The sequence below is a fragment of the Rhodococcus quanlei genome (genome assembly GCF_055231015.1).
This window is the reverse complement of record NZ_JBUYWD010000010.1, coordinates 148,294-173,110: the sequence shown is the minus strand read 5'-3', so window position 1 is coordinate 173,110 and position 24,817 is coordinate 148,294. Positions and strand designations below refer to the sequence as shown.

Annotated in this window: 26 protein-coding genes and 1 pseudogene; 21 read left to right on the top strand and 6 right to left on the bottom strand. The window is 65.6% G+C overall.

Annotation, left to right across the window (positions count from 1 at the left end; genetic code table 11):
* Positions 1 to 27 precede the first annotated feature (27 nt).
* From cobO to ACZI8Q_RS08345, 5 genes and pseudogenes are all read left to right on the top strand, one after another.
* Positions 28 to 642: a cob(I)yrinic acid a,c-diamide adenosyltransferase gene (gene cobO / locus ACZI8Q_RS08365; RefSeq protein ID WP_463373041.1), complete on the top strand. Its 615-nt coding sequence runs from the start codon at positions 28 to 30 to the stop codon at positions 640 to 642.
* Positions 636 to 2,030: pseudogene (locus ACZI8Q_RS08360) on the top strand (cobyrinate a,c-diamide synthase); the annotation flags it as partial. The gene cobO and the pseudogene ACZI8Q_RS08360, both read left to right, overlap by 7 nt.
* Positions 2,004 to 2,444, top strand: coding sequence for a cobalamin biosynthesis protein (locus tag ACZI8Q_RS08355; protein WP_463373170.1), 441 nt, complete (start codon positions 2,004 to 2,006; stop codon positions 2,442 to 2,444). The pseudogene ACZI8Q_RS08360 and the gene ACZI8Q_RS08355, both read left to right, overlap by 27 nt.
* Positions 2,441 to 3,667 carry a uroporphyrinogen-III C-methyltransferase gene (cobA, locus tag ACZI8Q_RS08350; protein WP_463373040.1) on the top strand — a complete coding sequence of 409 codons (1,227 nt, stop codon included), beginning with the start codon at positions 2,441 to 2,443 and terminating at the stop codon, positions 3,665 to 3,667. The genes ACZI8Q_RS08355 and cobA overlap by 4 nt, the downstream gene beginning before the upstream one ends.
* Positions 3,668 to 3,735: 68 nt before the next feature.
* Complete coding sequence (locus tag ACZI8Q_RS08345) at positions 3,736 to 5,169, top strand: MFS transporter (RefSeq protein ID WP_463373169.1); 1,434 nt, start codon at positions 3,736 to 3,738, stop codon at positions 5,167 to 5,169.
* Between the two features lie 3 nt (positions 5,170 to 5,172).
* On the opposite strand, the gene yaaA is transcribed toward ACZI8Q_RS08345, so the two are convergent.
* Positions 5,173 to 5,916 (bottom strand): peroxide stress protein YaaA, encoded by a 744-nt coding sequence (yaaA, locus tag ACZI8Q_RS08340; protein ID WP_463373039.1) that lies wholly within the window; start codon positions 5,914 to 5,916, stop codon positions 5,173 to 5,175.
* A 55-nt stretch (positions 5,917 to 5,971) separates the two neighbouring features.
* Here yaaA and ACZI8Q_RS08335 point away from each other — a divergent pair, with 55 nt between their 5' ends.
* The 6 genes from ACZI8Q_RS08335 (at position 5,972) to ACZI8Q_RS08310 (ending at position 12,192) form a co-directional block, all read left to right on the top strand.
* Positions 5,972 to 7,732, top strand: a complete 1,761-nt coding sequence (locus tag ACZI8Q_RS08335) for a proline--tRNA ligase (protein WP_463373038.1) — start codon at positions 5,972 to 5,974, stop codon at positions 7,730 to 7,732.
* A gap of 44 nt (positions 7,733 to 7,776) precedes the next feature.
* Positions 7,777 to 9,516 carry an acyl-CoA dehydrogenase family protein gene (locus ACZI8Q_RS08330; RefSeq protein ID WP_463373037.1) on the top strand — a complete coding sequence of 580 codons (1,740 nt, stop codon included), beginning with the start codon at positions 7,777 to 7,779 and terminating at the stop codon, positions 9,514 to 9,516.
* Between the two features lie 347 nt (positions 9,517 to 9,863).
* On the top strand, positions 9,864 to 10,304 hold the full coding sequence (locus ACZI8Q_RS08325) for a VOC family protein (protein WP_463373036.1): 441 nt from the start codon (positions 9,864 to 9,866) through the stop codon (positions 10,302 to 10,304).
* A gap of 120 nt (positions 10,305 to 10,424) precedes the next feature.
* A complete protein-coding gene (locus ACZI8Q_RS08320; RefSeq protein WP_463373035.1) occupies positions 10,425 to 10,868 on the top strand; it encodes a hypothetical protein in 444 nt (147 codons plus the stop codon).
* A gap of 41 nt (positions 10,869 to 10,909) precedes the next feature.
* Positions 10,910 to 11,191 carry a hypothetical protein gene (locus ACZI8Q_RS08315; protein ID WP_463373034.1) on the top strand — a complete coding sequence of 94 codons (282 nt, stop codon included), beginning with the start codon at positions 10,910 to 10,912 and terminating at the stop codon, positions 11,189 to 11,191.
* A gap of 59 nt (positions 11,192 to 11,250) precedes the next feature.
* Positions 11,251 to 12,192, top strand: coding sequence for an alpha/beta fold hydrolase (locus ACZI8Q_RS08310; RefSeq protein WP_463373033.1), 942 nt, complete (start codon positions 11,251 to 11,253; stop codon positions 12,190 to 12,192).
* Here the strand turns inward: ACZI8Q_RS08310 and ACZI8Q_RS08305 are convergent.
* From ACZI8Q_RS08305 to ACZI8Q_RS08290, 4 genes are all read right to left on the bottom strand, one after another.
* On the bottom strand, positions 12,173 to 12,787 hold the full coding sequence (locus ACZI8Q_RS08305) for an FHA domain-containing protein (RefSeq protein WP_463373032.1): 615 nt from the start codon (positions 12,785 to 12,787) through the stop codon (positions 12,173 to 12,175). The two genes, ACZI8Q_RS08310 and ACZI8Q_RS08305, sit on opposite strands and share 20 nt — an antisense overlap.
* Before the next feature lie 27 nt (positions 12,788 to 12,814).
* Positions 12,815 to 13,660 (bottom strand): SDR family NAD(P)-dependent oxidoreductase, encoded by an 846-nt coding sequence (locus tag ACZI8Q_RS08300; RefSeq protein ID WP_463373031.1) that lies wholly within the window; start codon positions 13,658 to 13,660, stop codon positions 12,815 to 12,817.
* Between the two features lie 62 nt (positions 13,661 to 13,722).
* A complete protein-coding gene (locus ACZI8Q_RS08295) occupies positions 13,723 to 14,166 on the bottom strand; it encodes a ferritin-like domain-containing protein (RefSeq protein ID WP_463373030.1) in 444 nt (147 codons plus the stop codon).
* Entirely contained in the window at positions 14,163 to 14,633 is a 471-nt protein-coding gene (locus tag ACZI8Q_RS08290; protein ID WP_463373029.1) for a hypothetical protein, read from the bottom strand. The genes ACZI8Q_RS08295 and ACZI8Q_RS08290 overlap by 4 nt, the downstream gene beginning before the upstream one ends.
* A 222-nt stretch (positions 14,634 to 14,855) precedes the next feature.
* On the opposite strand from ACZI8Q_RS08290, the gene rimP reads away from it, so the two are divergent.
* Together rimP and nusA are read left to right on the top strand one after the other, a co-directional pair.
* Positions 14,856 to 15,446, top strand: coding sequence for a ribosome maturation factor RimP (gene rimP / locus ACZI8Q_RS08285; RefSeq protein ID WP_463373028.1), 591 nt, complete (start codon positions 14,856 to 14,858; stop codon positions 15,444 to 15,446).
* A complete protein-coding gene (nusA, locus tag ACZI8Q_RS08280; RefSeq protein WP_463373027.1) occupies positions 15,443 to 16,474 on the top strand; it encodes a transcription termination factor NusA in 1,032 nt (343 codons plus the stop codon). The genes rimP and nusA overlap by 4 nt, the downstream gene beginning before the upstream one ends.
* A gap of 59 nt (positions 16,475 to 16,533) precedes the next feature.
* On the opposite strand, the gene ACZI8Q_RS08275 is transcribed toward nusA, so the two are convergent.
* Positions 16,534 to 16,710, bottom strand: coding sequence for a hypothetical protein (locus tag ACZI8Q_RS08275; RefSeq protein WP_463373184.1), 177 nt, complete (start codon positions 16,708 to 16,710; stop codon positions 16,534 to 16,536).
* Here ACZI8Q_RS08275 and ACZI8Q_RS08270 point away from each other — a divergent pair.
* The 8 genes from ACZI8Q_RS08270 to npt all read left to right on the top strand — a co-directional run bounded on the left by ACZI8Q_RS08270 (position 16,627) and on the right by npt (position 24,811).
* Entirely contained in the window at positions 16,627 to 16,881 is a 255-nt protein-coding gene (locus ACZI8Q_RS08270; RefSeq protein ID WP_463373168.1) for a YlxR family protein, read from the top strand. The genes ACZI8Q_RS08275 and ACZI8Q_RS08270 overlap by 84 nt on opposite strands.
* A gap of 83 nt (positions 16,882 to 16,964) precedes the next feature.
* Positions 16,965 to 19,859 carry a translation initiation factor IF-2 gene (gene infB, locus ACZI8Q_RS08265; protein ID WP_463373026.1) on the top strand — a complete coding sequence of 965 codons (2,895 nt, stop codon included), beginning with the start codon at positions 16,965 to 16,967 and terminating at the stop codon, positions 19,857 to 19,859.
* A gap of 88 nt (positions 19,860 to 19,947) precedes the next feature.
* Positions 19,948 to 20,238, top strand: a complete 291-nt coding sequence (locus ACZI8Q_RS08260) for a DUF503 domain-containing protein (RefSeq protein WP_463373167.1) — start codon at positions 19,948 to 19,950, stop codon at positions 20,236 to 20,238.
* Between the two features lie 87 nt (positions 20,239 to 20,325).
* Positions 20,326 to 20,799: a 30S ribosome-binding factor RbfA gene (gene rbfA / locus ACZI8Q_RS08255; protein WP_463373025.1), complete on the top strand. Its 474-nt coding sequence runs from the start codon at positions 20,326 to 20,328 to the stop codon at positions 20,797 to 20,799.
* Positions 20,800 to 20,811: 12 nt separating this feature from the next.
* Positions 20,812 to 21,813, top strand: coding sequence for a DHH family phosphoesterase (locus tag ACZI8Q_RS08250; RefSeq protein WP_463373024.1), 1,002 nt, complete (start codon positions 20,812 to 20,814; stop codon positions 21,811 to 21,813).
* 33 nt (positions 21,814 to 21,846) lie between these two features.
* Positions 21,847 to 23,238, top strand: a complete 1,392-nt coding sequence (locus tag ACZI8Q_RS08245; RefSeq protein ID WP_463373166.1) for an MATE family efflux transporter — start codon at positions 21,847 to 21,849, stop codon at positions 23,236 to 23,238.
* Positions 23,223 to 24,152: a metallophosphoesterase family protein gene (locus tag ACZI8Q_RS08240; RefSeq protein WP_463373023.1), complete on the top strand. Its 930-nt coding sequence runs from the start codon at positions 23,223 to 23,225 to the stop codon at positions 24,150 to 24,152. The genes ACZI8Q_RS08245 and ACZI8Q_RS08240 overlap by 16 nt, the downstream gene beginning before the upstream one ends.
* The gene (npt, locus tag ACZI8Q_RS08235) at positions 24,149 to 24,811 is read left to right on the top strand and encodes a 4'-phosphopantetheinyl transferase Npt (protein ID WP_463373022.1); all 663 of its coding nucleotides are present in this window, start codon (positions 24,149 to 24,151) and stop codon (positions 24,809 to 24,811) included. Before ACZI8Q_RS08240 ends, npt begins: the two co-directional genes overlap by 4 nt.
* Positions 24,812 to 24,817 lie beyond the last annotated feature (6 nt).

The window sequence follows — 24,817 nt, the reverse complement described above, 5'->3', positions numbered from 1 at the left end:
CCGAAAACCAGCATAGGAGAGCAGCAGATGCCCAAGGGTGTTCCTGTGAGCGTGCCCGACGACGGACTCACGACGCGTCAGCGCCGCAATGCGCCGGTTCTTGCGGTCCACACCGGCCCCGGCAAGGGCAAGTCGACCGCGGCATTCGGGATGGCGTTGCGCGCGTGGAATCAAGGCTTCGACATCGGGGTGTTCCAGTTCGTCAAGAGCGCCAAATGGAAGGTGGGCGAGGAAGCGGCATTTCGCGCCCTCGGTCGTCTGCACGACGACACCGGCGAGGGTGGCTCGGTGCAGTGGCACAAGATGGGCGAGGGGTGGTCCTGGACCCGTAAGCACGGCACCGAGGAAGACCACGCCGCAGCTGCCCTCGAAGGGTGGCACGAAATCAGCCGACGTCTACGCGCCGAGGAACACGGGTTCTACGTTCTGGACGAGTTCACGTACCCCTTGAAATGGGGCTGGGTGGACGTGGACGAGGTAGTCGAGGTGCTCACGTCGCGCCCCGGCAAACAGCACGTCGTCATCACCGGACGCGACGCACCTGCTGCGCTGATGGACGCCGCGGATCTCGTCACCGAGATGACCAAGATCAAGCACCCGATGGATGCCGGTCGCAAAGGCCAGCGAGGAATCGAATGGTGAACTCCCCTTCTGCGGCGGTTCCCGCGGTGGTGATAGCCGCGCCCGCTTCCGGAAGTGGAAAGACCACGGTGGCAACAGGACTCGTCGGCGCACTGCGTCGCTCAGGCGCTGCGGTGGCGCCGTTCAAGGTGGGCCCGGACTACATCGACCCTGGCTATCACGGGTTGGCGGCCGGGCGGCAGGGCCGAAATCTCGATCCAGTGCTGGTCGGTACCGATCTGATCGGCCCGCTGTATCGGCACGGCAGCGCGGGCTGTGACATCGCAGTGGTCGAGGGCGTGATGGGCCTCTTCGACGGCAAGATCGACTCGGATGCGGCGCAGCAGTCCGCTGACGGGTCCACCGCCCAGGTGGCGGCGCTGCTCGGTGCTCCGGTCGTGCTGGTGGTCGATGCGCGCGGACACAGTCAGAGCCTGGCGGCAGTCCTGCACGGTTTCTCCACGTACGACGCGGGTGTGCGTATCGGCGGGGTGATCCTCAACCGGGTGGGAAGCCCGCGCCACGAACGGGTCCTTCGGCAGGCCTGTGATCGTGTAGGTCTTCCTGTGCTCGGCGTGCTGCCGCGGCTGCCCGACCTCGAGGTGCCCTCGCGTCACCTCGGCCTGATCCCGGCCTCCGAGCACGGCTCGGAGGCCGTACGGGCAGTCGAGGCGATGACCGACCTGGCCGCGCAGCATCTGGACCTGCCGGGCATCCGCGCGCTCGCCCGGTCCGCCGTGGACACACCAGTCTGGGACCCCGTACTCGAAGTCGGCCCGGCAGCCGCCGGTCCCCGGCCTACGGTCGCCGTCGCGGGGGGAGACGCGTTCACGTTCGGTTACGCCGAACACCGAGAGTTGCTCGAGGCTGCGGGTGCGGACGTCGTCGTTTTCGATCCGCTGCACGACCGCATGCCCGAAGGCACTGCTGCGGTGGTGTTGCCCGGAGGGTTCCCCGAGGAACACTCGGCAGACCTTGCCGCCAACGCCGAGTTGCCGGCACAGATTCGGGCACTGGCCGCATCGGGTGCGCCGATCCATGCCGAGTGCGCCGGCTTGCTCTACCTGGCACGCAGTCTGGGGGATCATCCGATGGCCGGAGTGATCGGTGTCGAAGCGACATTCGGATCCCGCCTGACTCTCGGTTACCGCGACGCCGTGGCGCTGGGAGATTCGGTGCTGTTCGAAGCAGGTGAGCGCGTCACCGGCCACGAGTTCCACCGCACGTCACTCGACTCCGAGGTGGCGGAGGGGTTCGATCCGGCGTGGGGGTGGCGGGCGTGGGATGGACCACCGACTCGCGAAGGCTTCACCGGGATCGGCGTCCACGCCTCGTACCTGCACACTCACCCTGCAGGTCATCCGAAGGCTGTGACGCGGTTCGTGGCCGCAGCGCGAGAGTTCGCGGCCGCCCCGACGGTATGCGTCGGTGTCGGATTCGGTTCCGGCGTCACGGCCGATCAGATCGTGTCGGCAGTCCTGGTCGTGCAGTCACATGGTTCCGTCAGTGGCCGGGTGATCTCGATCGCTACTCTCGATCGCAAGGCCGACGCCCCCGCATTCGTGGAGGCCGCCCGCGCCCTCGGCGTGCAGGCCGTGGGAATCCCCGCCGACCAGCTCGCACACGTGGACATCCCCAATCCCTCGGATCGTGTTCGTGTTGCGACCGGACTACGAGGGATCGCGGAAGCGTCGGCGATCGTCGCGACCTCGTACGGACCACTCGTCGCACCCAAGATGCAGTGCAATGGTGTCGTCGTGGCGGCTGCCCGTAATATTTCCTCGTATCGACAGCCACCTTCAACACACGGGGAGCGCGCGTGAGCAATGCCGCCGGAGACGACAGCAACTATCTCGTCGGACTGAACTTGACCGACCGCCGCGTGGTGGTCGTCGGAGGTGGCACGGTCGCCCAACGGCGGCTGGGGTTGCTCGTCGCATCGGGCGCCGATGTTCATGTCGTCAGCCGGGAGGCGACCCCTGCCGTCGAGGGTATGGCAACTGGCGGGCAACTCACCCTCGAACTGCGTGATTACGCGGACGGTGACCTCGACGGCGCCTGGTATGCGATCGCCTGCACCGACGAACCCGAAACCAACGCCGCTGTGGTCGCGGAGGCGGAACGGCGTCGCATCTTCTGCGTCCGAGCCGACAGCGCCCGCGAGGGAACTGCGGTCACTCCTGCCTCGGCCACGTACGACGGCATGCGCCTGGGCATTCTCGCGGGCGGCGATCACCGTCGGTCCGCGGCAGTGCGCACGGCTCTCGTCGAAGCCCTGCAATCCGGCACGGTCACCGACTCCGCCGAACGACCGGCAGCCGGTGTCGCCCTCGTCGGCGGAGGTCCCGGTGACCCGGACCTCATCAGTGTGCGTGGGCGACGTTTGCTGGCGCACGCCGATGTCGTGGTGGCGGACCGCTTGGCGCCGCCCGAACTGTTGGCCGAACTGGCACCGCACGTCGAGGTCGTGGACGCCGCCAAGATTCCGTACGGCCGGGCCATGGCACAGGAGGCGATCAACACGGTGTTGATCGAGCGGGCCAAAGCCGGCAAGTTCGTGGTGCGGCTCAAGGGCGGCGATCCGTTCGTGTTCGGGCGGGGGTACGAGGAGCTGGAAGCGTGCGCGGCAGCGGGGGTTCCCGTCACAGTCGTACCCGGCATCACGAGTGCCATCTCGGTTCCGTCCGCGGCCGGTGTTCCGGTGACGCATCGCGGAGTCACCCACGAGTTCGTCGTGGTCAGCGGCCACGTCGCGCCGGATCACCCGGCTTCACTCGTCGACTGGTCTGCTCTGGCCAAGCTGAAGGGCACCATCGTTCTGCTGATGGCGGTGGAACGTATCTCGGCGTTCGCGGACGTTCTCGTCGAGGGCGGTCGTCCCGCCGGAACGCCGGTCACCGTGATCCAGGAGGGGACCCTGCGCACCCAACGAGTGCTGCGAGCCGATCTGTCCACGGTGGCGGCTCGGGTCCAGGAGGAGGGCATTCGACCTCCGGCGATCATCGTGATCGGGCCGGTGGCCGGGTTTTCTGTAGACGCTGGGTAACGTGAACTCTTGTGTCTGACTCCCGAGTAACCGAAACCGCTGTGGCATCTCCCGGCGCGACCCGCGTCATGGGTCTCGCCATTATCGTCCTCAGCGGACTCCAGATGATGGTGGTGCTCGACGGCACCGTCGCGAATCTGGCTCTTGCTCCGTTGCAGTCCGATCTCGGGCTCAGCGACAGCGGACGCAACTGGGTGCTCACGTCGTACGCGCTGGCGTTCGGCGGGCTCATGTTGCTCGGTGGCAGACTCGGCGATGCGTTCGGCCGGAAGAAGATGTTCATCTTCGGTGTCGGGCTGTTCACGCTGGCATCGCTGCTCTGTGGTCTCGCGATCGGAGAGTTCATGCTGATCGGTGCTCGCTTCCTGCAAGGGGTGGGCGCGGCAATCGCCTCGCCGACTGCCCTGGCACTGGTGGCGACCACCTTCGCTGCCGGTCCGGCTCGCAATCAGGCGATCGCCGTCTTCGCGGCCATGACGGGCATCGGTTCGATTGCCGGTCTCATCATCGGCGGCGCCCTGACGGAGGTGTCGTGGCGCCTGATCTTCCTGATCAACGTCCCGATCGGCATCTTCATCGTGCTGTGCGCGATGAAGGCGCTGAAGGAGGCGGCAGGGGAGCGGTTGCCGCTCGACGTGCCCGGTGCGGTTCTGGCGACGGCCGGTGCAACGGGAGTCGTGTTCGCCCTGACCGAGGGGCCGGAGCTGGGGTGGACGAGTCCGTTCGTGATCGGGTCGCTCGTGTTCGGTCTGCTGTTGCTCACGGTGTTCCTGTATGTGGAACGCACCGCTGACAACCCGTTGCTGCCGTTCTCGTTGTTCACGAACAAGAACCGGGTGGCGACGCTGGTGGCGATCTTCTTCGCCGGCGCGGTGATGTTCACGGTCGCGGCCTTCGTGGCGCTGTTCGTGCAGGACATCCTCGGATACAGCCCTCTCGAAGCCGGCCTCGCCTTCATCCCGTTCGCCTTCGGCCTGGGCGCGGCCGCCGCCATCGCGTCGAAACTTGCGATCCGCATCCAGCCGCGATTCCTGGTGATAGCGGGTGCCACGATCATGGTGGTGGGCCTGCTTTACGGTTCGACCCTCGACAGCTCGGCGACGTATCTGGCCAACCTTTTCGTTCCTGTCATCGGCATCGGATTCGGCGTCGGCCTCGCCGTGGTACCGCTTCCGCTCTGCGCCATTGCCGGTGTGGGCGAGACGGAAATCGGTCCGTTGGCGGCCATCGCTCAGGTGGCTCAGACGCTCGGTGGTCCGCTCGCGCTTGCCGTGATCGGTGCGATGGCGACGTCGCGGACGTTGTCGCTCGGCGGTGTGTCGGCGAAGGTGGCCGATATGACACCGCTGCAACTCGAGGCGCTCGGCGAGGGATACACCTTCGCCCTCGTCGGTAGCGCTGCTTGTGCAGCCATCGCCGGCATCGCCGCAGCGTTCATCCGTTTCACGCCGCAACAGGTCGCCCAGGCACAGGCAGCGGAGAAAGCAGCCCAGCAGGGCTGACGGTCAATCCGTGAGGATGATCAGTTCGTTGGGGGACGCCACCTCGACGCACAGGCCGGCCTTCGATGCGACGCGGGCGACACCGCGAACGTCCTGCGGTTCGGCGCGGGTAACTGTGAGAGCGCGCGCAAGCAGACCCTTGTGGTGCTTGTTGAAATGGCTGACCACAGTCCGGCTGCCGTCGGGCTTTTCGGTCAGAACGGTGGCGATCACCGCGTTCGGAATCGGGCCCAGTTGTTGGTACGAGCCCGAACGGAGGTCGACCACCAGCCCGTCCGCTTCCTCCTGAATTGCTGTGGTCAACTCCGGCTTCCACAAGGAACGAAGCGTGCCGAGGCGGGGGAGCTTGGAGCCACCGCTGAGGCGGTAGGCGGGGATGAGATCTCCGGCCCGAACGGCCCCGAACAATGCGGAACCCATCCCCAGACGCGCGTGCGCCTTCGCCCGCTGGACCCGGGTGAACGACTTGGCATCGAGGGCGTCGTACAGCACCCCGGTGTAGCGCTCGAGGGCAGGACGTGTGGGGGAGACCCGCAGCTTCGCGTTGCGTTCGACTTCGTCGGTCTGCGTGGGCCCGAGCCCGAGAGCGGCGCACGAGGCATCGACGTCCGCGGCCAGGTCGACGAGCGTCGAGACCAGCAGTTCCCGCGTCTCGGTCAGCTGTGGCATCGACAGATCTGCCAGATCCAGTGGGGCGTCGGCGCCACCGTCGGACTTGGTCTCGGAAGGGGGAAGTAGGACGAGCACGCTCGATACCGTACCGAGGAACGCGCAGGCCGCCGCGCCGACTATCCTCGTTTCCGTGATTACCCGCCTTTCGCACCTGTTCCTTCGCACCCTGCGCGACGACCCTGCCGACGCCGAGGTGCCCAGCCACAAGCTGTTGGTTCGCGCCGGTTACGTGCGGCGTATCGCTCCCGGCGTCTACTCGTGGTTGCCGCTCGGTTTGCGGGTGCTGCGCCAGGTGGAGCGGGTGGTGCGGGAGGAAATGGACGCGATGGGTGCGCAGGAGATCTCGTTGCCTGCGCTGCTGCCGCGAGAACCGTACGAGACATCGAACCGATGGAACGAGTACGGCGAGGAGTTGTTCCGTCTGCAGGACCGCAGGCGCAACGATTATCTCCTCGGGCCCACCCACGAGGAAATGTTCGCGCTGACGGTGAAGGGCGAGTACAACTCCTACAAAGATTTCCCGGTCACGCTCTATCAGGTGCAGACCAAGTACCGCGACGAGGCGCGTCCGCGTGCCGGCATCCTCCGTGGGCGCGAGTTCGTCATGAAGGACTCGTACTCCTTCGATCTCACGGACGAAGGCTTGTCGGCCAGCTACCAGGCGCATCGCGCTGCATACGAGAAGATCTTCACGCGTCTGGGCGTCAAGTACGTCATCGTGTCGGCGACGTCGGGTGCGATGGGTGGTAGCGCGTCGGAGGAGTTCCTCGCCGAGAGTGAGATCGGTGAGGACACCTACGTGCGGTGCGTCGAGTCGGGCTATGCCGCGAACGTCGAAGCGGTCGAGACGCTGGCACCTGAGGCAGTCCCGTTCGACGGGTTGCCCGAGGCGAAGGTGTACGACACGCCGGACACCCCCACGATCGGCGCGCTCGTCGACTGGGCGAACGGTGCAGACCTGGGTCGCACCGTCACTGCCGCCGACACCCTCAAGAACGTCCTGGTCAAGACCAGGACGCCGGGCGGCGAGTGGACGCTGCTGGGAATCGGTGTCCCCGGCGACCGGGAGGTGGACGACAAGCGTCTCGAAGCCGCACTCGAACCGGGCGAATACGAACTGCTCACCGATGCGGATTTCGAAGCCAACCCGTTCCTCGTCAAGGGGTATATCGGACCGAAGGCGCTGCAGGACAACGGCGTGCGCTATCTCGTCGATCCTCGCGTCGCGGAGGGCACGAGTTGGATCACCGGCGCCGATCGCGGCGGGCAGCACATCGTGGGTCTGGTCGCCGGTCGAGACTTCACCCCGGACGGCATCATCGAAGCCGCAGATGTGCGGGACGGGGATCCGTCCCCGGATGGCGCCGGACCGCTCGTATCGGCACGCGGCATCGAAATCGCGCATGTCTTTCAACTCGGCCGCAAATATACGGACGTGTTCGAGGTGGACGTCCTCGCCGAGAACGGCAAGCCGGTTCGTCCCACCATGGGCTCGTACGGCGTCGGTGTCTCGCGTCTGGTGGCGGTCATCGCCGAGCAGCACCACGACGACAAGGGGCTGCGGTGGCCCGCCGAGGTGTCTCCCGCGGACGCGCACCTCGTCATCGCGAACAAGGACGAGACGGCGCGCGAGGGCGCAGAAGGGCTGGCTGCCGAGTTGGACCGCGCCGGCCTCGACGTCATCCTGGACGACCGGAAGGCGTCGCCCGGTGTCAAGTTCAAGGACTCGGAGCTGATCGGTGTTCCGTTGGTGGTGGTCGTCGGGCGCGGCTGGGCCGACGGCAAGCTGGAGCTTCGGGACCGCTTCGGTGGTGAGGCACGTGAAATTGCTGCGGATGACGCGGTGGTCACCATCGTCGCCGCGGTCCGTGGCGGAACCGTCCCTTCCTAAGTTACTGACTGGTAGTTTCAAGGGATACGACGAAAGGTACGACTGTGACGAACACCGGTGGGCTGCTCCTCGACCCCAACACCTATGATCCGCAGCAATTCGACGAGGAGACTCGCCGACAGTTGCGTGCGGTGATCGACTGGTTCGAAAGCCGCGGCAAGAAGCAGCTTCTGCAGGACGATCTCGACAGTGTCTGGGTCTCCGAATTCCTCGAGTTCGTGGCGAGGGAGAAGGTGTTCGCCACCTTCCTGACCCCGTCCGCATACGCCGACGGCGATCCGAACAAGCGTTGGGACGCCGCCCGCAACGCGGCCCTCTCGGAGATTCTCGGCTTCTACGGTCTCGGCTACTGGTATGCCGAGCAGGTCACCATCCTGGGCCTCGGTCCCGTGTGGATGAGCGACAACCAGACGGCGAAGAAGCGTGCGGCCCAGCAACTCGACGAGGGTGGGGTGATGGCGTTCGGGTTGTCCGAGCGTGCCCACGGCGCCGACGTGTACTCGACCGACATGGTGCTGACGCCGGCGCAGCCCGGAGATGACGGCGTGGCTTTCCGCGCGTCTGGCACCAAGTACTACATCGGCAACGGCAACGTCGCGAGCACGGTGTCGGTGTTCGGTCGGCGCGCGGACGTGGACGGAGCGGAGGGATACGTCTGGTTCGCCGCGGACAGTGCGCACGAGAACTACGAGCTGATCGGCAACGTCGTGGACGGGCAGATGTACGTCAGCACGTTCCGTCTGGACAACTACCCGGTTCGCGAAGAGGACATCCTCCACACCGGTCCCGATGCGTTCTCCTCGGCGCTGAACACCGTCAACGTCGGCAAGTTCAACCTGTGCAGCGGTGCGGTCGGCATGTGTGAGCACGCCTTCTACGAGGCGATCACGCACGCCGACAACCGGATTCTCTACGGAAACCCGGTCACCGACTTTCCCCACGTTCGCACGAGCTTCGTGGACGCGTACTCACGGCTGATCGCGATGAAGCTGTTCAGTACCCGTGCGATCGACTACTTCCGCAGTGCAAGTCTCGACGACCGTCGCTACCTGCTTTTCAACCCGGTCACCAAGTCCAAGGTGACCTCCGAGGGTGAGAAGCTCATCACGGCGCTGCAGGATGTGCTGGCCGCCAAGAGCTTCGAGAAGGACAACTACTTCAGTCAGGTTACCCGCATGATCGGCACCCTGCCCCGGCTCGAGGGCACCGTGCACGTCAATGTCGCACAGATCATCAAGTTCATGCCGAACTACCTGTTCAACCCGGCGCAGTACCCCGAGATCGGCACTCGCAACGACGCGACGAACGATGAGTTCTTCTGGAACCAGGGACCGGCCCGCGGCGCCGCGAAGGTGCAGTTCGCGGACTGGACGACGGTGTACGAGAAGAATTCCGACGTTCCGAACGTCGCCGTCTTCTATGAGCAGGCGCGTGCGCTGAAAGAACTGCTGTCGACGGCCGCACCGGACGAGTCTCAGCAGAAGGATCTCGACTTCATGCTGGACATCGGGCACCTGTTCTCACTGATCGTCTACGGACAGCTCATTCTCGAGCAGGCGGAGCTGACGGGCCTCGACCGTGAACTCGTGGACCAGATCTTCGACTTCCAGGTGCGCGACTTCTCGGCGTACGCGGTGTCGTTGCACGGCAAGAAGTCGTCCACCGACGCCCAGCAGCAGTGGGCCCTCGGAGCGGTTCGCAAGCCGGTCGTCGACGCCGATCGGTTCGACCGAGTCTGGCAGCAGGTCAAGGCGTACAACGGCGCATACGAGATGCGTCCCTGATACGGGCATACAGGGGGGCGTCGTCGGCTGCGGCGGGCGGCTATGCGGACAGGTGCGGCGGGGTTGGACAGTGCACGCTCGGTGGAATCGAAGCCGTTGTTAGCTGGGGTCTCGGCTGCAGCCGCAGACGTGGTCAGCAAGCCGGCCCGGTGACTGGTTACCAGGCTTATCGGCACGGCGAGAGCCTCTTCGTCCGCCGAGCGTGTCCGCCGAGTCGTCGACTCTTCGGGTACCACCGGACTGCTGAGGTTCGAAGAGTGCGAGGATCCCGATAGTGGGACAGGTCACCGCAGGAGTACCGCAATACCGGACGTGCGGTGTCCGCTATTGGTCGTAGCGTGCTGAACATGAGCAATGAAACCGCGCCAAGAACATCTATCGGCCTGGTGTCGATTCGCGTCATCACGGACGACATCGCACGTCTGGTGCACTTCTACGAGGCCGTCACCGGAATCTCCGCGCGCTGGTCGACGCCTGATTTCGCCGAACTACACACGGCTGCAGGCGCGTTGGCTATCGGCAGCACGCGAACGGTGGCGTTGTTCGGAGCTGATTCCGCGCGTCCCGCTGACAACCACACCGCAATCATCGAGTTCCTCGTCGACGATGTCGATTCCGAATACGAGCGGATAAAGGAGATCACCACGGATTTCGTCAACGCGCCCACCACGATGCCCTGGGGTAACCGCTCGCTGTTGTTTCGTGACCCGGACGGAAACCTCATCAACTACTTCACTCCGGTGACCGCAGAAGCCAAGGCAAAGTTCGGTTTCGGGGGGAACGCGTAGGCGTCGCGGGGCGGTGATCCAGGGGTGGACGGATACTCACCCTTGGGTGTCTATTTTCGGCGCCGGTTTCGGCGGAATCTTGTGTGGCAAGCAAAACCACCCACACAGGGAGCCAAGCAAATGTCGAACACCATCAGGTCCTCCTTCGCAGCCTTTGCCATCGCAGCGTTCGCGCTGACCGCGGGAGCGGGAATCGCCACGGCGGACCCCGGAGGCAACGGCGGCACGTCGCAGGGTGGCACGTCGCAGGGCGGCAACGGGGGCGGCAACGGCGGTCAGACCGGCGACGCGAATTCGGGTAACGGCGGCAATGGCGGCGCCGGCGGAAGCGGCAACGTCGGCATCGGCGGCGTTGCCATCGGTGAAGGCAACAACCAGGGGCCGATCAACGTAGGCAACGGCGGGCAGGGTGGCAACAGCGGCGACGCGCAATCCGGCGATGCGAACGGCGGCACCGGAAACGGCGGTAACGGTGGCCCTGCAAACGGTGGCCCCGCCAACGGCGGTAACGGTGGTGACACCACCACCGAGGACGGTTGCGCGGTGGTATGGCCGTTCTGTTGATCCACAGGCCCGGCAGCACGTTCACTCGGAAGGCAAGAACGATGTCACACATCCATCGCTGCGGCGGAGCGATCCTCGCGGCAGCATTCGCGCTCGCCATCGTCGCTGGTGTCGCCACGGCGGAGACCCCGCCGGACGCCACTATGGGAGTCCCAGGAGATAACGGGAACAGTGGCAACGTCGGGATCGGCGGTGCCGACGTGGGCCCGATCGGAGTGGAGGGAATCATGGCGGGGCCCACCGGAGCGTCGGTCGGTGGGTACGAATTCGGAATGTCGGGATCGCTTCCCGGATTCGGTCGACGCGCCGAGCCGACCCAGTAGAACCAGCCCAGTCGTAGCGCCGGGATCCGGCCCCGTAGATCTGCTCAGGAGGAGTCATCATGACCAGCAGTGCAGACCGCGGTGGCCGGATGTCGGTGTCGACTCACGACGGAGTGCAGCTCGCGGTGAGATCGTCCGGCCCCGCGGACGCACCGATGACCATCGTGTTCGTGCACGGGCACTGCCTGCACGGTGGATCGTGGTCGTCGATGCGCCGTCATCTCCGGGACATATGGGGCGACGACGTGCGCATGGTGTTCTACGACCATCGAGGACACGGGCGCTCGGCGCACGGGTCCGCAGAGGCCGACACCATCGACCAGCTCGGACGTGACCTGAACGCGGTCATCGAAGCCGTCGTCCCCACGGGACCGGTTGTCCTGGTCGGGCATTCGATGGGCGGAATGGCGGCGCTGGCGTACGCACGGGCGCATCCGCATTCGATCGGATCCCGGGTCGTGGGCATTGCGCTGATAGCCACCGCCGCCGGCGGAATCACGGGGTTGGGGCTCGGGCGTTTGCTGCGGTCCAGGGCCGTTCCCTGGCTGCGGGCTGCCGTGTGTCACGCGCCTGCCGTCGTTCAGAAGGCGAGAAGGTTCGGTGAAGTGGCGAGCCGAGCAGCCGCACGTTGGTCACGAGGCGGAGCGCAGTCGCGGCTGTCCGCGGTCGCGGGGGCGCTGGCGGGAAGCACATCCGCCCAGACGATGGTCGGCTTTCTGCAATCGCTGATGGAGTTCGACGAACGTGAGTCGCTGACCGGATTGATGCATATTCCATCGCTCGTCCTCTGCGGAACCGACGACGTCATGACGCCGTTCGAGCATTCCCTGGCCATCGCGGCACGGTTGCCGTCTTCGGAGTTGGTGAGTGTGAACGGTGCCGGCCATTCGGTGATTCTCGAACGCGCCGCGGAAGTGGCGAGCGCAGTGAGTGCCCTGCTGTCCCGGGTGGTCGAAGGGGCCTCCCTGGCCGAAGGAGCAGTCACAAGTCCCGTCGATTGATGATGCCGCTGTGCAGAGCCAACTCCGCCAATCGGACCCGCTTCTGATTCTGGGGGAGTTCCTCGACCGCGAACTTCGCGAACAATGTCCGAAGGTGAGTCTTGACCGCGTCGACACTCAGATACAGCTCCCCGGCGATCTCCTGGTTGGACGCAGGTTGGATGAACGCCGAACTCTCCTTGTACGGGCGACACAGCGCAGTGAGCAGGGCACGCTGTGTCTCCGTCAGTGAACGGACCGAGGGCAGCCCCTCCGCTATGTGCGTGGCCTCGTCCAGGGCCCCGCCGAATTCCTGGTACGTCAGTGCCGTTCGACCGATCCTGACGCTGTCACCGTTGCGCAGGCGGTAACGGCCGGAGATTCGGTCACCATTGACGAATGTGCCGTTCCGTGACAGGCCGTCATCCACGATCGTCCAGTGGGTGTCCACACACTCGAGGACAGCGTGCAGCCGCGATACCTCGTCATCGGCGGCAAGTGGGAGCCCACTCTGTGGCGATCGACCGACCGTGAGCCGTGGGCATTCGGGGGACAGGTCGACTCTGTGCGTTCGGCCTTCCCCGTCGAAGTAGCTCAGACACGACTCGGTGGTCACGTTTCAATCGTGCCATGACCAGCGGTTTCAGAACAGGGGGCCGCCACCGAAAGGTTCACGGTGCGACGGTGGCTGATTGCCGGCCCGATCGGTGATTCCGTACTCGACGGCAAGTTCGGCTGTGACGAAGGTATGGCCGCTGCGTTCGGGCAGGGCAGGGTCGGCGGACAGTGCTGCAATGACCTTTCCGACGAACTCCGGACTCTCCGCGTCCGCCACGGGAAACCCGGCGATAGTGTCGAGGCCGCTTGCCGCCAGTTTCTCGGTGCGCACGATCCCGGGCCACAGCGAGACGGCGCGGACCCCATGAGGTGCCAACTCGGCCCCCATGTCGCTGGCCATCTTGTCCAGACCTGCTTTCGACATCCCGTACAGCACCGAATGGAGGTGTCCGCGGGTACCGAACGACGAAATGTGTGCAATCAGGCCGGATTTCCGGGCAACCATCAAGCGGGCTGCTTCGACCGACGCCACGTAGTGGGCGCGCAGCCCCACGTCGATGAGTGTGTCCCAATCGGTCAGCGGCCGCTCCCAGAAGGGAGTGTCGAAGCCGCCGAATCCGCGCGGGCTCGCCCACACGTTGTTGACGAGCAGATTCAGGCGCCCGCGCTGTTCGTCGTCGATTCGACGGAAGAGGGCAGCAACGGCCGCATCGTCGCGGTGGTCGCAGGCGACCGGGACCGCCCTGCCGCCTCGCTCGGTGATCTCGTCCGCGCATCGACTCAGCGGTGAGCCGTCCTCGGCCGGACCACGCCCGGTGATGTACACCGTCCATCCGGCACTTCCCAGCGCCAGAGCAACGCCCTTGCCGACGCCTCGGCTCGCGCCTGTGACCAGTGCGACATTCGTATCGGAAGCTTCGTATGTGGACATGCGGCCTCGCTCTGTCGTGTCGTGGTGGTGTGACCCCTACGACACTAGAACGTGTTGCAATCTCACGGTTGGCCGGGGAAGGCGAGTGTCCACGGGTTCATACCCAGCGCGGACCGCCAGAGTCCGCCGCGGACCGCCGCCGCGGCGAGTGCCTCCGTTGCAAACGCGCGTGTCTCTGCGGTGGTGCCGTTCTCCACCACGCCACGCCATGCAACCGAGACATCGAACTCGGTCTGCGCGGCGAGCTGCGCGGCCGAGACCGGATCGACCACGGGAAACGGCGTGGTGTATCCGGCTGCGGCTCGCGGCGGCGTGGCCCCCGCTGCTTTCAGTGAATCGGCGAGAGCGTCGCGCATCGCACGATGCGCAGCGACGTCGGCGCGCACTTGACCTGACCGTGCAGAACTGGCGAACGCGGAGATGACACCGTAGGCGTAGATCGCGGCATGCTCGGTTTCGAGTGCCGCGGTGACGCTGGGCTGTTCGGACATCGTCGGTGTGATCACGGCAGCAGCACCACCTGATGTGTGCCGCACGCGGCACCGATCGAGGCACACAAACCAGCGCGGTACCCACTGAGTGAACGAGCCAACTCCGTCGCGTTGCGCTGGGATTCGGCCAGGCGGTCGCGCAGAGTCTGTAGATCCGGGGGTGGGGCAGGCTGCGGGGCTACCGTCGTCGGCGCAGCAGCGCCGGTGGGTGTGGACCCGTCGGCGTAAGTGCCTGTGGCTCTGGCGATCTCCGACTCGAGTGCTTCGGCGTGCAGTCGGCGTTGGGTGCTGATCGTGGTCAAGGCGCCGTTACGGTCGGGCAGCAGCGCGATCGCCGCTTTGGCATTCTCGGCGTCGCGCCGCGCGAGTGTCGCCGCCGAGGTGAGATGGTCGACCTCCATCGTGTCGTCCGAATCGTCGGAGCAGGCGGCGAGAGAGGAGACCGCGAAGACCCCGACGGTCGACGCAGCAGCGAACCGCATGACGGATCGTCGCGTCAGAACAGGCGGGCGGGCAGGGGTGAGCACCGGTCCATGGTGCCAGGTTCGGAGGCGATCGACAGAATCGAACACCGGTGGTGGTCACGGGCACCCGAAACGGGCGTTAGGCTTAGGTGTTCGAAACAATCGAACGTCTGTCGTCGCCTCCCGGTGTCGACAGTTTGCTGCCGCCCGACGACAACCGAAAAGAGGAGCGTCCTTCAGATGCCGGTTCCGTCCAAGGAAAGAGTGACCGAACTCGTTTCCGGCCTGGTGCAGAGGCACGGATACGACCTCGAAGACGTCGTCGTGACGCTGGCCGGCAAACACAGTGCGGTTCGGGTGATCGTCGACAGTGACGCAGGACTCGAACTCGATGCCGTGGCCGATCTGAGCCGTGAGATCTCGGCAGTGTTCGACGACGTGTCCGACTTCGGAGAATCGCCGTACACACTCGAGGTCACCTCGCCTGGAATCGACCGGCCGCTCACGCTCGAGAGGCACTGGCGCCGTTCACGCGGACGCCGGGCTCGGTTCGAACTCGAGCACGAAACGTTCGACGGCAGGATCGGGCGCTTGGACGAGCGCACCCTCGACGTGGTCATCGGAGCGAAATCGGGGCCGTCCGTACGGAAGGTCGCCTTGAGCGACATCCGGCACGCGGTCGTGCAGGTCGAGTTCTCGAAGCCGAACGCGCGTGAGATGAACCTCGCGGGAGGCGTCGCAGAGGGGCGAGTGGCACCCGCCGAAAGCACAGATTCCGTGCGCGGGACAGAAGTGGGAGTGGAAGAAGAAGTGGAAGGGCTGGACAAGTGAATATCGACATTGCGGCATTGCGTGCCATCGAGGCCGACAAGGGCATCTCGATCGAGACCGTCATCACCACAATTCAAAGCGCGTTGCTGACGGCCTACCGGCACACCGAGGGCCACCAGCCCCACGCCCGAATCGACGTCGACACCAAGAGCGGCGTCGTACGGGTCATGGCCCACGAGACGGATGCCGAAGGCAATATGGTCGGCGCCGAATGGGACGACACACCGGAAGGTTTCGGGCGTATCGCGGCAACAACTGCGCGGCAGGTCATCCTGCAGCGTCTGCGAGATGCAGAGCACGAACGGAGTTTCGGGGAATTCGTGACTCACGAAGGCGAGATCGTCGGCGGAGTCATTCAGCGTGACACCCGTGCCAACGCGCGTGGCACGGTCGTCGTCCAGATCGGTAGCGACGCCAACGGAGCGGAAGGGTTGATCCCGCCCGCCGAGCAGGTGCCGGGGGAAACCTACGAACACGGCGAGCGTCTCAAGTGCTATGTCGTAGGCGTCTCGCGGGGGGCGCGCGGACCACAGATCACGCTCTCGCGTACGCACCCCAATCTGGTGCGCAAGCTGTTCGCGCTGGAGGTACCGGAGATCGCGGACGGGTCGGTCGAGATTCTCGCCGTCGCCCGCGAGGCCGGCCATCGCTCGAAGATCGCCGTGCAGTCGCAAGTGCAGGGACTCAATGCCAAAGGTGCCTGCATCGGTCCGATGGGGCAGCGTGTCCGGAACGTCATGAGCGAACTCGCCGGCGAGAAGATCGACATCATCGATTACGACGAAGATCCCGCAAAGTTCGTCGGCAACGCGCTCTCGCCGTCGAAAGTGGTGTCCGTCACTGTCGTGGACCCCGAGATGCGGGCCGTGCGCGTCGTGGTACCCGACTTCCAACTGTCGTTGGCCATCGGAAAAGAAGGACAAAATGCGCGCCTTGCTGCACGGTTGACCGGTTGGCGGATCGATATCCGAAGCGATGCCACCGGCGTCACCGAGGCGTCCGGTCACCCCGACGTGAACAATGCATAAACGGGGAATGCGGAGAACAGGGGCAGTCGACGGTAGAGTGGTCAATGGTTCAGCATGAGCTACCCGTTTCCGCGCGTGTCGGCACCGATTATCCGGTACGTACCTGCGTCGGATGCAGGCAGCGAGCGCAGACTGTCGATCTGTTGAGGATCGTGGTCGGCGAGCTCACGCCCAGCGGCGTGATTCTCGTCCCCGATCCACGGCGCAGACTTCCCGGGCGAGGTGCTTGGTTGCATCTCGATCGAGAATGTCTGGGCCTTGCAGAGCGACGCCGAGCATTCGGCAGAGCACTGCGAGTGTCCGGGAAATCGGACACATCAGACGTAGAGCAGTACCTCATAGAGCAGTACCTCTCGAGAAGAACAGGCACAAGCAATCATGAGCACACCGTGAAGCACCAGCGATGAACGTCCATCGGAGATAACCCGAGGTCGTGCGGGATCCCCTGCGAAGGGAAGCCTCCTGCTCGGCCTCACCAGTGAGGAGAGCAGTGGCAGGCAAGGCCCGCGTGCACGAGTTGGCAAAAGAACTCGGTGTCACAAGTAAAGAACTACTCGCAACGCTCAAGGAGCAGGGCGAGTTCGTGAAATCGGCGTCATCCACAGTGGAGGCGCCCGTTGCCCGACGTCTGAGGGAGTCCTTCCCGTCGGCGCAGCCGAAGGCAGAGGGCGATGCCAAGCCCACGGCCGCGAAGCCCGGCAGTGCACCCAAGCCCGGCAGTGCACCCAAGCCGGGCGCAGCCAAGCCCGCGCCGAAGCCAGGCGAGACGCCCAAGCCCGGTGGTGCGGCCAAGTCTGCGCCGAAGCCTGGCGCACCCCGGCCCGGCCCGGCCCCGGTGGCTCCTGCCGCCGAGGCGCCCAAGCCCGGTCAGCCGACCCCGGCTGCTCCCGCGGCCGAGGCGCCCAAGCCCGGTCAGCCGACCCCGGCTGCTCCCGCGGCGAAGGCGACCCCGGCTGCTCCCGCAGCCAAGCCCGCACCGTCTACAGGCGCGAAGCCCGGCGGGCCGCGTCCGGGCCCGAAGCCCCCGCGTGTCGGTAACAACCCGTTCTCCTCGGCGCCGGCTGAGCGCCCCGCGCCGCGTCCCGCTCCCGGCGGACCGCGTCCCGGCGCTCCTCGTCCGGGTCCCGGTCAGGGTGGCCCGCGTCCGTCGCCTGGTCAGGGTGGCCCCCGTCCGGGGCCGGGCCAGGGTGGCCCGCGTCCGTCGCCTGGTCAGGGTGGTCCCCGTCCGGGGCCGGGTCAGGGTGGTCCCCGCCCCAGCCCCGGCTCGATGCCCTCGCGCCCGAGCCCGGGTGCGATGCCACCGCGCTCCGCACGTCCCGCACCGGGCGGTCGCCCGGGTCGTCCCGGCGGCCCCGGTGGTCGCCCGGGTGGCGGTGGCGGCGGATACCGTGGTGGCGGTCCGGGTGGGCCGCCTGCAGGTGGTTTCCGCGGTCGTCCCGGTGGTGGTCGTCCCGGTCAGCGTGGTGCGGCAGCCGGCGCCTTCGGCCGTCCCGGTGGTGCTCCCCGGCGTGGTCGCAAGTCGAAGCGTCAGAAGCGTCAGGAATACGATTCGATGCAGGCGCCCGCCGTCGGCGGCGTGCGGTTGCCCCGTGGCAACGGCGAGACCATTCGTCTGGCCCGCGGCGCCTCGTTGTCGGACTTCGCGGACAAGATCGACGCGAACCCGGCAGCGCTCGTGCAGGCGCTGTTCAACCTGGGCGAGATGGTGACGGCAACTCAGTCGGTCAACGACGAGACGCTGGAGTTGCTCGGTGGCGAGATGAACTACGTCGTTCAGGTCGTCAGCCCGGAAGACGAGGACCGCGAGCTGCTCGACAGCTTCGACCTCACCTACGGCGAGGACGAGGGTGGCGAAGAAGACCTCGAATCCCGTCCGCCGGTGGTGACCGTCATGGGTCACGTCGACCACGGTAAGACCCGACTGCTCGACTCGATCCGCAAGGCGAACGTCCGTGAGGCCGAGGCCGGAGGCATCACCCAGCACATCGGTGCCTACCAGGTGCTCACCGAGCTCGAAGGCGCCGAGCGTCTGGTGACCTTCATCGATACTCCAGGTCACGAGGCATTCACGGCCATGCGTGCTCGTGGTGCCAAGGCCACCGACCTCGCGATCCTGGTCGTCGCAGCCGACGACGGCGTCATGCCGCAGACGGTCGAGGCGGTCAACCACGCGCAGGCGGCCGAGGTGCCGGTCGTGGTCGCCGTCAACAAGATCGACAAGGAAGGCGCAGATCCGGCGAAGATTCGCGGTCAGCTCACCGAATACGGGCTCGTTGCCGAGGAGTACGGCGGCGACACCATGTTCGTGGACATCTCCGCGAAGCAGGGCACGAACATCGATTCGTTGCTCGAGGCAGTGTTGCTGACAGCCGATGCCTCGCTCGATTTGCGCGCCAACCCGGACATGGATGCTCAGGGTGTCGCCATCGAGGCCCACCTCGACCGCGGTCGAGGTCCTGTTGCCACCGTGCTGATCCAGCGCGGCACGCTGCGGGTCGGTGACTCCATCGTCGCCGGAGATGCGTACGGGCGTGTTCGTCGCATGGTCGACGAGCACGGCGAGGACGTCCACGAGGCACTTCCCTCGCGTCCGGTTCAGGTCATCGGCTTCACGTCGGTCCCCGGCGCAGGCGACAACCTGCTCGTGGTCGACGAGGACCGCATCGCACGCCAGATCGCCGACCGGCGTAATGCCCGTAAGCGCAATGCTCTGGCAGCGAAGAGCCGTAAGCGGATCAGCCTCGACGACCTCGATGCAGCGCTCAAGGAGACCTCGCAGCTCAACCTGATCCTCAAGGGAGACAACTCGGGAACCGTGGAGGCACTCGAGGAGGCGCTTCACGGAATCGAGATCGACGACGAGGTGCAGCTACGGGTCATCGACCGTGGTGTCGGTGGCGTCACCGAGACCAACGTCAACTTGGCCGCGGCCTCCAACGCGATCATCATCGGCTTCAACGTTCGTGCCGAGGGCAAGGCGACGGAGCTGGCGAACCGCGAGGGTGTCGACATCCGGTACTACTCGGTGATCTACCAGGCCATCGACGAGGTCGAGAAGGCTCTCAAGGGCATGCTCAAGCCGATCTACGAAGAGGTCGAGCTGGGTAAGGCGGAGATCCGCGCGATGTTCCGCTCGTCCAAGGTCGGCAACATCGCAGGTTGCCTGGTCACCTCGGGTATCGTGCGGCGCAACGCAAAGGCCCGGTTGTTGCGTGACAACCGTGTCGTTGCCGAGACGGTCACCATCTCCTCGCTCAAGCGGGAGAAGGACGACGCAGTCGAGGTGCGCGAGGGTTACGAGTGCGGTTTGACCCTCACCTACTCCGACATCAAGGTCGGTGACGTGATCGAGGCCTACGAGTTGCGCGAGAAGCCGCGCGACTAGGTCCGATCCGGTCACAGCAACATCGTCTCGTCCGCTCTCCCGGTTCACGTCGAACCGGGAGAGCGGACGTCGCGCGAAGGAGGGAATGTTGTACGTCGGGGCGCTCGAGCTCGACATCCTGCTCGGTGACGTGCGATCGCTGAAGGAGAAGCGAGCATCGGTGAAGCCGGTTCTCGCGGCCCTGCGGCGGTATGGCGTCTCCGCCGCCGAAACCGGCGAGTTGGACAGGTACCGGCGGTCCATGCTCGGTGTGACGATGGCAAGTTCGGCCGTCGACCACATTCACGAAGTACTCGACACGTGTGAACGGCACGTGGCCGAGTTGCCGGAACTTCAGCTGCTGGCTGTGCGCCGGCGGATCTTCGGTCCGGAGGACTGACCGGAGAGGTTTGCGCTGTGAGGGCGGGGACTGCAATGTTGAACGGAGGCCGGTGCACACCGGGCCAGGTAGAGGAGACGGATTGTCATGGTGGATCCCGCCCGGGCGCGTAAGCTCGCAAAACGTATCGGAACGATCGTCGCCACCGCGATCGATCACGAGATCAAGGATCCGCGGCTCGCGTTCGTGACGATCACGGACACGAAGGTGACAGCGGACCTGCACGACGCGACGGTGTACTACACCGTCATGGGTGCCGATCTCGATACCGAGCCCGACACAGAGTCGGCCGCTGCCGGTTTGGAAAAGGCCAAAGGCGTGTTGCGATCGAAGGTGGGCGCGGGCACGGGTGTGCGCTTCACCCCGACGCTGTCGTTCGTTGCGGATACGGTTCCGGACACCGCGCGGCACATGGAGGAGCTCTTGGCCCGCGCGCGTGCAGCCGACGACGAGGTCGCACGGTCCGCCGCCACAGCGAAACCGGCTGGTGATGCTGACCCGTACAAGGAACCGCGCGAGCTACGATCGGACGAGCCGTCCGATGGTTCGTCCGATTCCTGATTCGGTCCGGCGATGACGAAAGCTTCGGAGGAGGACCTACCCGAACTCGACTCGCTCGAGGCGTGCAAGGGTCGGGCGGTGTCGATTCTCGAGAACGCGACCTCGGTGACGGTGCTGTGTCACGTCCAGCCCGATGCGGACACGATCGGCAGCGGTCTGGCCCTCGGTCTGGTCCTCGAGCGCAAGGGTATTCCGGTTCAGGTCGCATTCGGGTTTCCGGGCGAGCTGCCGATCTCGATGCGGGAGTTGCCGGGTACGCACCTGCTGGTCTCGGCGGATCAGGTTCGACGTGACGTGGACCTGCTGGTGACGGTCGACTGCGGCAGTGCGGGCCGGCTCGGCCGCCTGGAGGACCGGCTGGGGTCGGCCCGTGAGGTCCTGGTGATCGATCATCATCGGTCCAACACCCGGTTCGGGACGATGAACGTGGTGGACGAGAACGCGGAGTCGACCACGGCGGTGCTGGCCACTCTCTTCGATCTGTGGAGCGTGGAGATCGACGACGAACTCGCGTACTGCCTGTTCGCGGGGCTGGTCACCGACACTGGGTCGTTCCGTTGGGTGCGGTCGGGTACACACGCGCTCGCCGAGCGGTTGTTGGCGACGGGAATCGACGGTTCCCACATCGCCCGTCGATTGTTGGACACACACCCCTTCGGCTGGCTGCCGATGTTGTCGTCCGTTCTGGGATCTGCGACGTTGGAGCCGGCGGCAGCGAGCGGACGTGGCCTCGTGTATGCCATCGTGCGCCGCGATGACATCGGGGATCTGCGTTCGGAGGAGATCGAGAGTGTCATCGACATCGTTCGGACCACTGTCGAAGCCGAGGTGGCCGCGGTCCTGAAGGAGGCGGCCGACGGAACCTGGTCGGTGTCGTTGCGATCGAAGAACGACGTCGACGTCTCGGACGTTGCACGACGTCTCGGCGGTGGCGGTCATCGGTACGCCGCCGGATACACGGCATACACCGGAAGCGACGACATCGTCGCGGCCCTCGTCGAAGCACTCGGATGAGACTTGGCGGCGGGCGCTTCCGGTAACCGCGAACTGGACGAGGGCTCCGAGGTCGACACGGATGTCGTCCCGTCGTCGCGAATCTTCGGGCTGGCGTTGCCGGCACTCGGAGTGTTGGCGGCCGAACCGCTGTATCTCCTGTTCGACATTGCGGTGGTGGGCCGGCTCGGCGGCATGGCGCTCGCTGGACTCGCGGTCGGTGGCCTCGTTCTTGCGCAGCTGAGCACCCAACTGACCTTCCTGTCCTATGGCACGACTGCACGCGCAGCGCGTATGCACGGCGCCGACGACGACCGTGCGGCGGTGGGGGAGGGCGTCCAAGCCACGTGGCTCGCCTGGATCGTCGGCGTGGCCGTGATTCTTGCTGTGCAGGTCTGCGCGAGGCCGGTCGTATCGGTGATCGCCGGTGATTCGGACATTGCGGCGGCCGCGGAGAGTTGGCTGCGAATCGCGGTGCTCGGGGCTCCGCTCATCCTCACCGGGATGGCAGGCAACGGCTGGATGCGCGGCGTTCAGAACACGATGAGACCACTGCGGTTCGTGATAGCCGGCCTCGTCGTCTCCGCCGTGTTGTGTCCGGTTCTCGTGCATGGTCTGGTCGGTGCGCCTCGGCTGGAACTCGAAGGCTCGGCAGTGGCGAATGTTGTGGGACAAGCGGTATCGGCCGTGTTGTTCATCGGTGCGTTGATTCGGGAACGGGTTCCGATCCGACCGGATGCGGTGGTGATGAGGGCTCAGATGGTGCTCGGCCGAGATCTGATTCTGCGCAGTCTTGCGTTCCAAGCGTGCTTTCTCTCCGCAGCCGCCGTGGCTTCCCGATTCGGGGCGGCATCTGTCGCGGCGCATCAGGTGGTGCTGCAGTTGTGGAACCTGGTGACTCTCACACTCGATTCGCTGGCCATCGCCGCGCAGACGCTCGTCGGCGGGGCCCTCGGCGCCGGACGATTACGCGGGGCGAGACGTCTGTCTCGGCGCATCGCCGTGTGGTCGACGGTGTTCGCGCTCGGACTGTCAGCCGTGTTCGCGGCTGGACACGAAATGATTCCGAGACTGTTCACGACCGATGAAGCCGTGCTGGCCGAGATGGCGGTGGCATGGTGGTTCTTCGTGGCGATCATGCCGATGGCAGGAGTGGTGTTCGCACTCGACGGTGTGCTGCTGGGCGCGGGTGACGTCGCTTTCCTGCGCAATGCGACCCTCACCTGCGCGCTGGTCGGCTTCCTGCCACTCATCTGGTTGTCGTTGCTCCAGGGCCGTGGTCTGGCGGGAATCTGGACGGGCCTTACGGTGTTCATAGTTCTGCGAATGCTCGCGGTTCTCTGGCGTGTCGGATCCGGACGGTGGGTGGTGCCGGGTGCGGACCTCCAAAGGGGCCGGGCGCCGAATGGTGATCAGGAAGGAAGCGGTACGTGGCAGCCAAACTGATGGCGGTGAGCGACATTCACGTCGGGCACCGGGGCAACAAGCCGATCACGGAAGAGCTCTATCCGGACAGTCCCGAGGATTGGCTGATCGTCGCCGGTGACGTCTCGGAGAAAACTGACGACATCCGTTGGGCGCTCCAGACGTTGCGTAGTCGATTCGCGAAGGTGATCTGGGTGCCGGGCAATCACGAATTGTGGACGACCGCGAAGGACCCCGTTCAGATTCACGGAGTCGCACGGTACGAATACCTGGTCGACATGTGTCGCGAAATCGATGTGATCACCCCGGAGGATCCGTACCCGGTCTTCGAGGCCGAGGACGGCCCGGTCACGCTGGCGCCGATGTTCCTGCTCTACGACTACTCGTTCCTTCCCGACGGCGCGCTCACCAAGGCACAAGGTCTGGCGATCGCACGCGACAAAAATGTCGTGGCGACCGACGAGTTTCTCCTGTCGAGTGAGCCGTTCGCGACGCGCGATGCGTGGTGCCGCAGCAGGGTGGAGGCGACCGAGGCGCGGCTGGACGCTCTCGAACCGGGCACCCGCACGGTTCTGATCAACCACTTCCCGCTGGTGCGCGAACCCACGCACGTCCTCTGGTATCCGGAATTCGCGTTGTGGTGCGGAACCGACCTCACCGCGGACTGGCACATCCGATACAACGCTGTGTGCTCGGTGTACGGACACCTCCACATTCCCCGCACCACGTACTACGAGGGTGTGCGCTTCGAGGAGGTGTCGCTGGGCTATCCGCGTGAATGGCGCAAGCGTGGTCTGCCGGACAACCTGTTGCGGCAGATCCTTCCGGTGCCCGAGTATCCGCCGGGAACGCTCAACAAATGGGGTGGTCACTTCAAGGTGACACCGGAACAGGAAGCGGCAGTGGAAAAGATGCGAGTGGAGCGTCGGCCGTGATCGAGCACATCCTTCCGGCCGGTGTGGCGTCGGCAGAACTGTACGAGGACCCACCCGGCCTTCGACCGCATCCGCAAGAGGAGGCGCTGATCGGCCGCGCGGTCGAAAAGCGCAGGCGTGAATTCACGTCTGCGCGTCACTGCGGTCGCCTGGCGATGCAGCAATTGGGTGTGGATCCGGGTCCGATCCTGCGGGGGGAGCGCGGCGTACCGCTGTGGCCCCGTGGGGTGGTCGGAAGCCTCACGCATTGCGACGGGTATCGCGGGGCAGTGCTCGCGTATGCGATGCAGATGCGGTCCCTGGGCATCGACGCCGAGCCCGACGCGCCCCTGCCCGACGGCGTCCTGCCTGCGGTCAGCCTCGAGCCGGAGCGCACCTGGTTGGCGAGTGTCGACCCGGCCGACGGCGTGAACCGGGACAGGTTGCTGTTCTGCGCCAAAGAAGCCACCTACAAGGCGTGGTTTCCACTCACTGGCCGGTGGTTGGGGTTCGAGGACGCACACATCACGTTCGAAGAGGCGGACGAGGGCACACACGGCACCTTCCATTCCGATCTGCTGATTTCCGGCGAGACCCTCGACGGCCCGCCGCTCGCGTCGTTCGACGGTCGGTGGATGATCTCGGACGGTCTGATTCTCACGGCGATTTCTGTGGCGTGAGAAGGT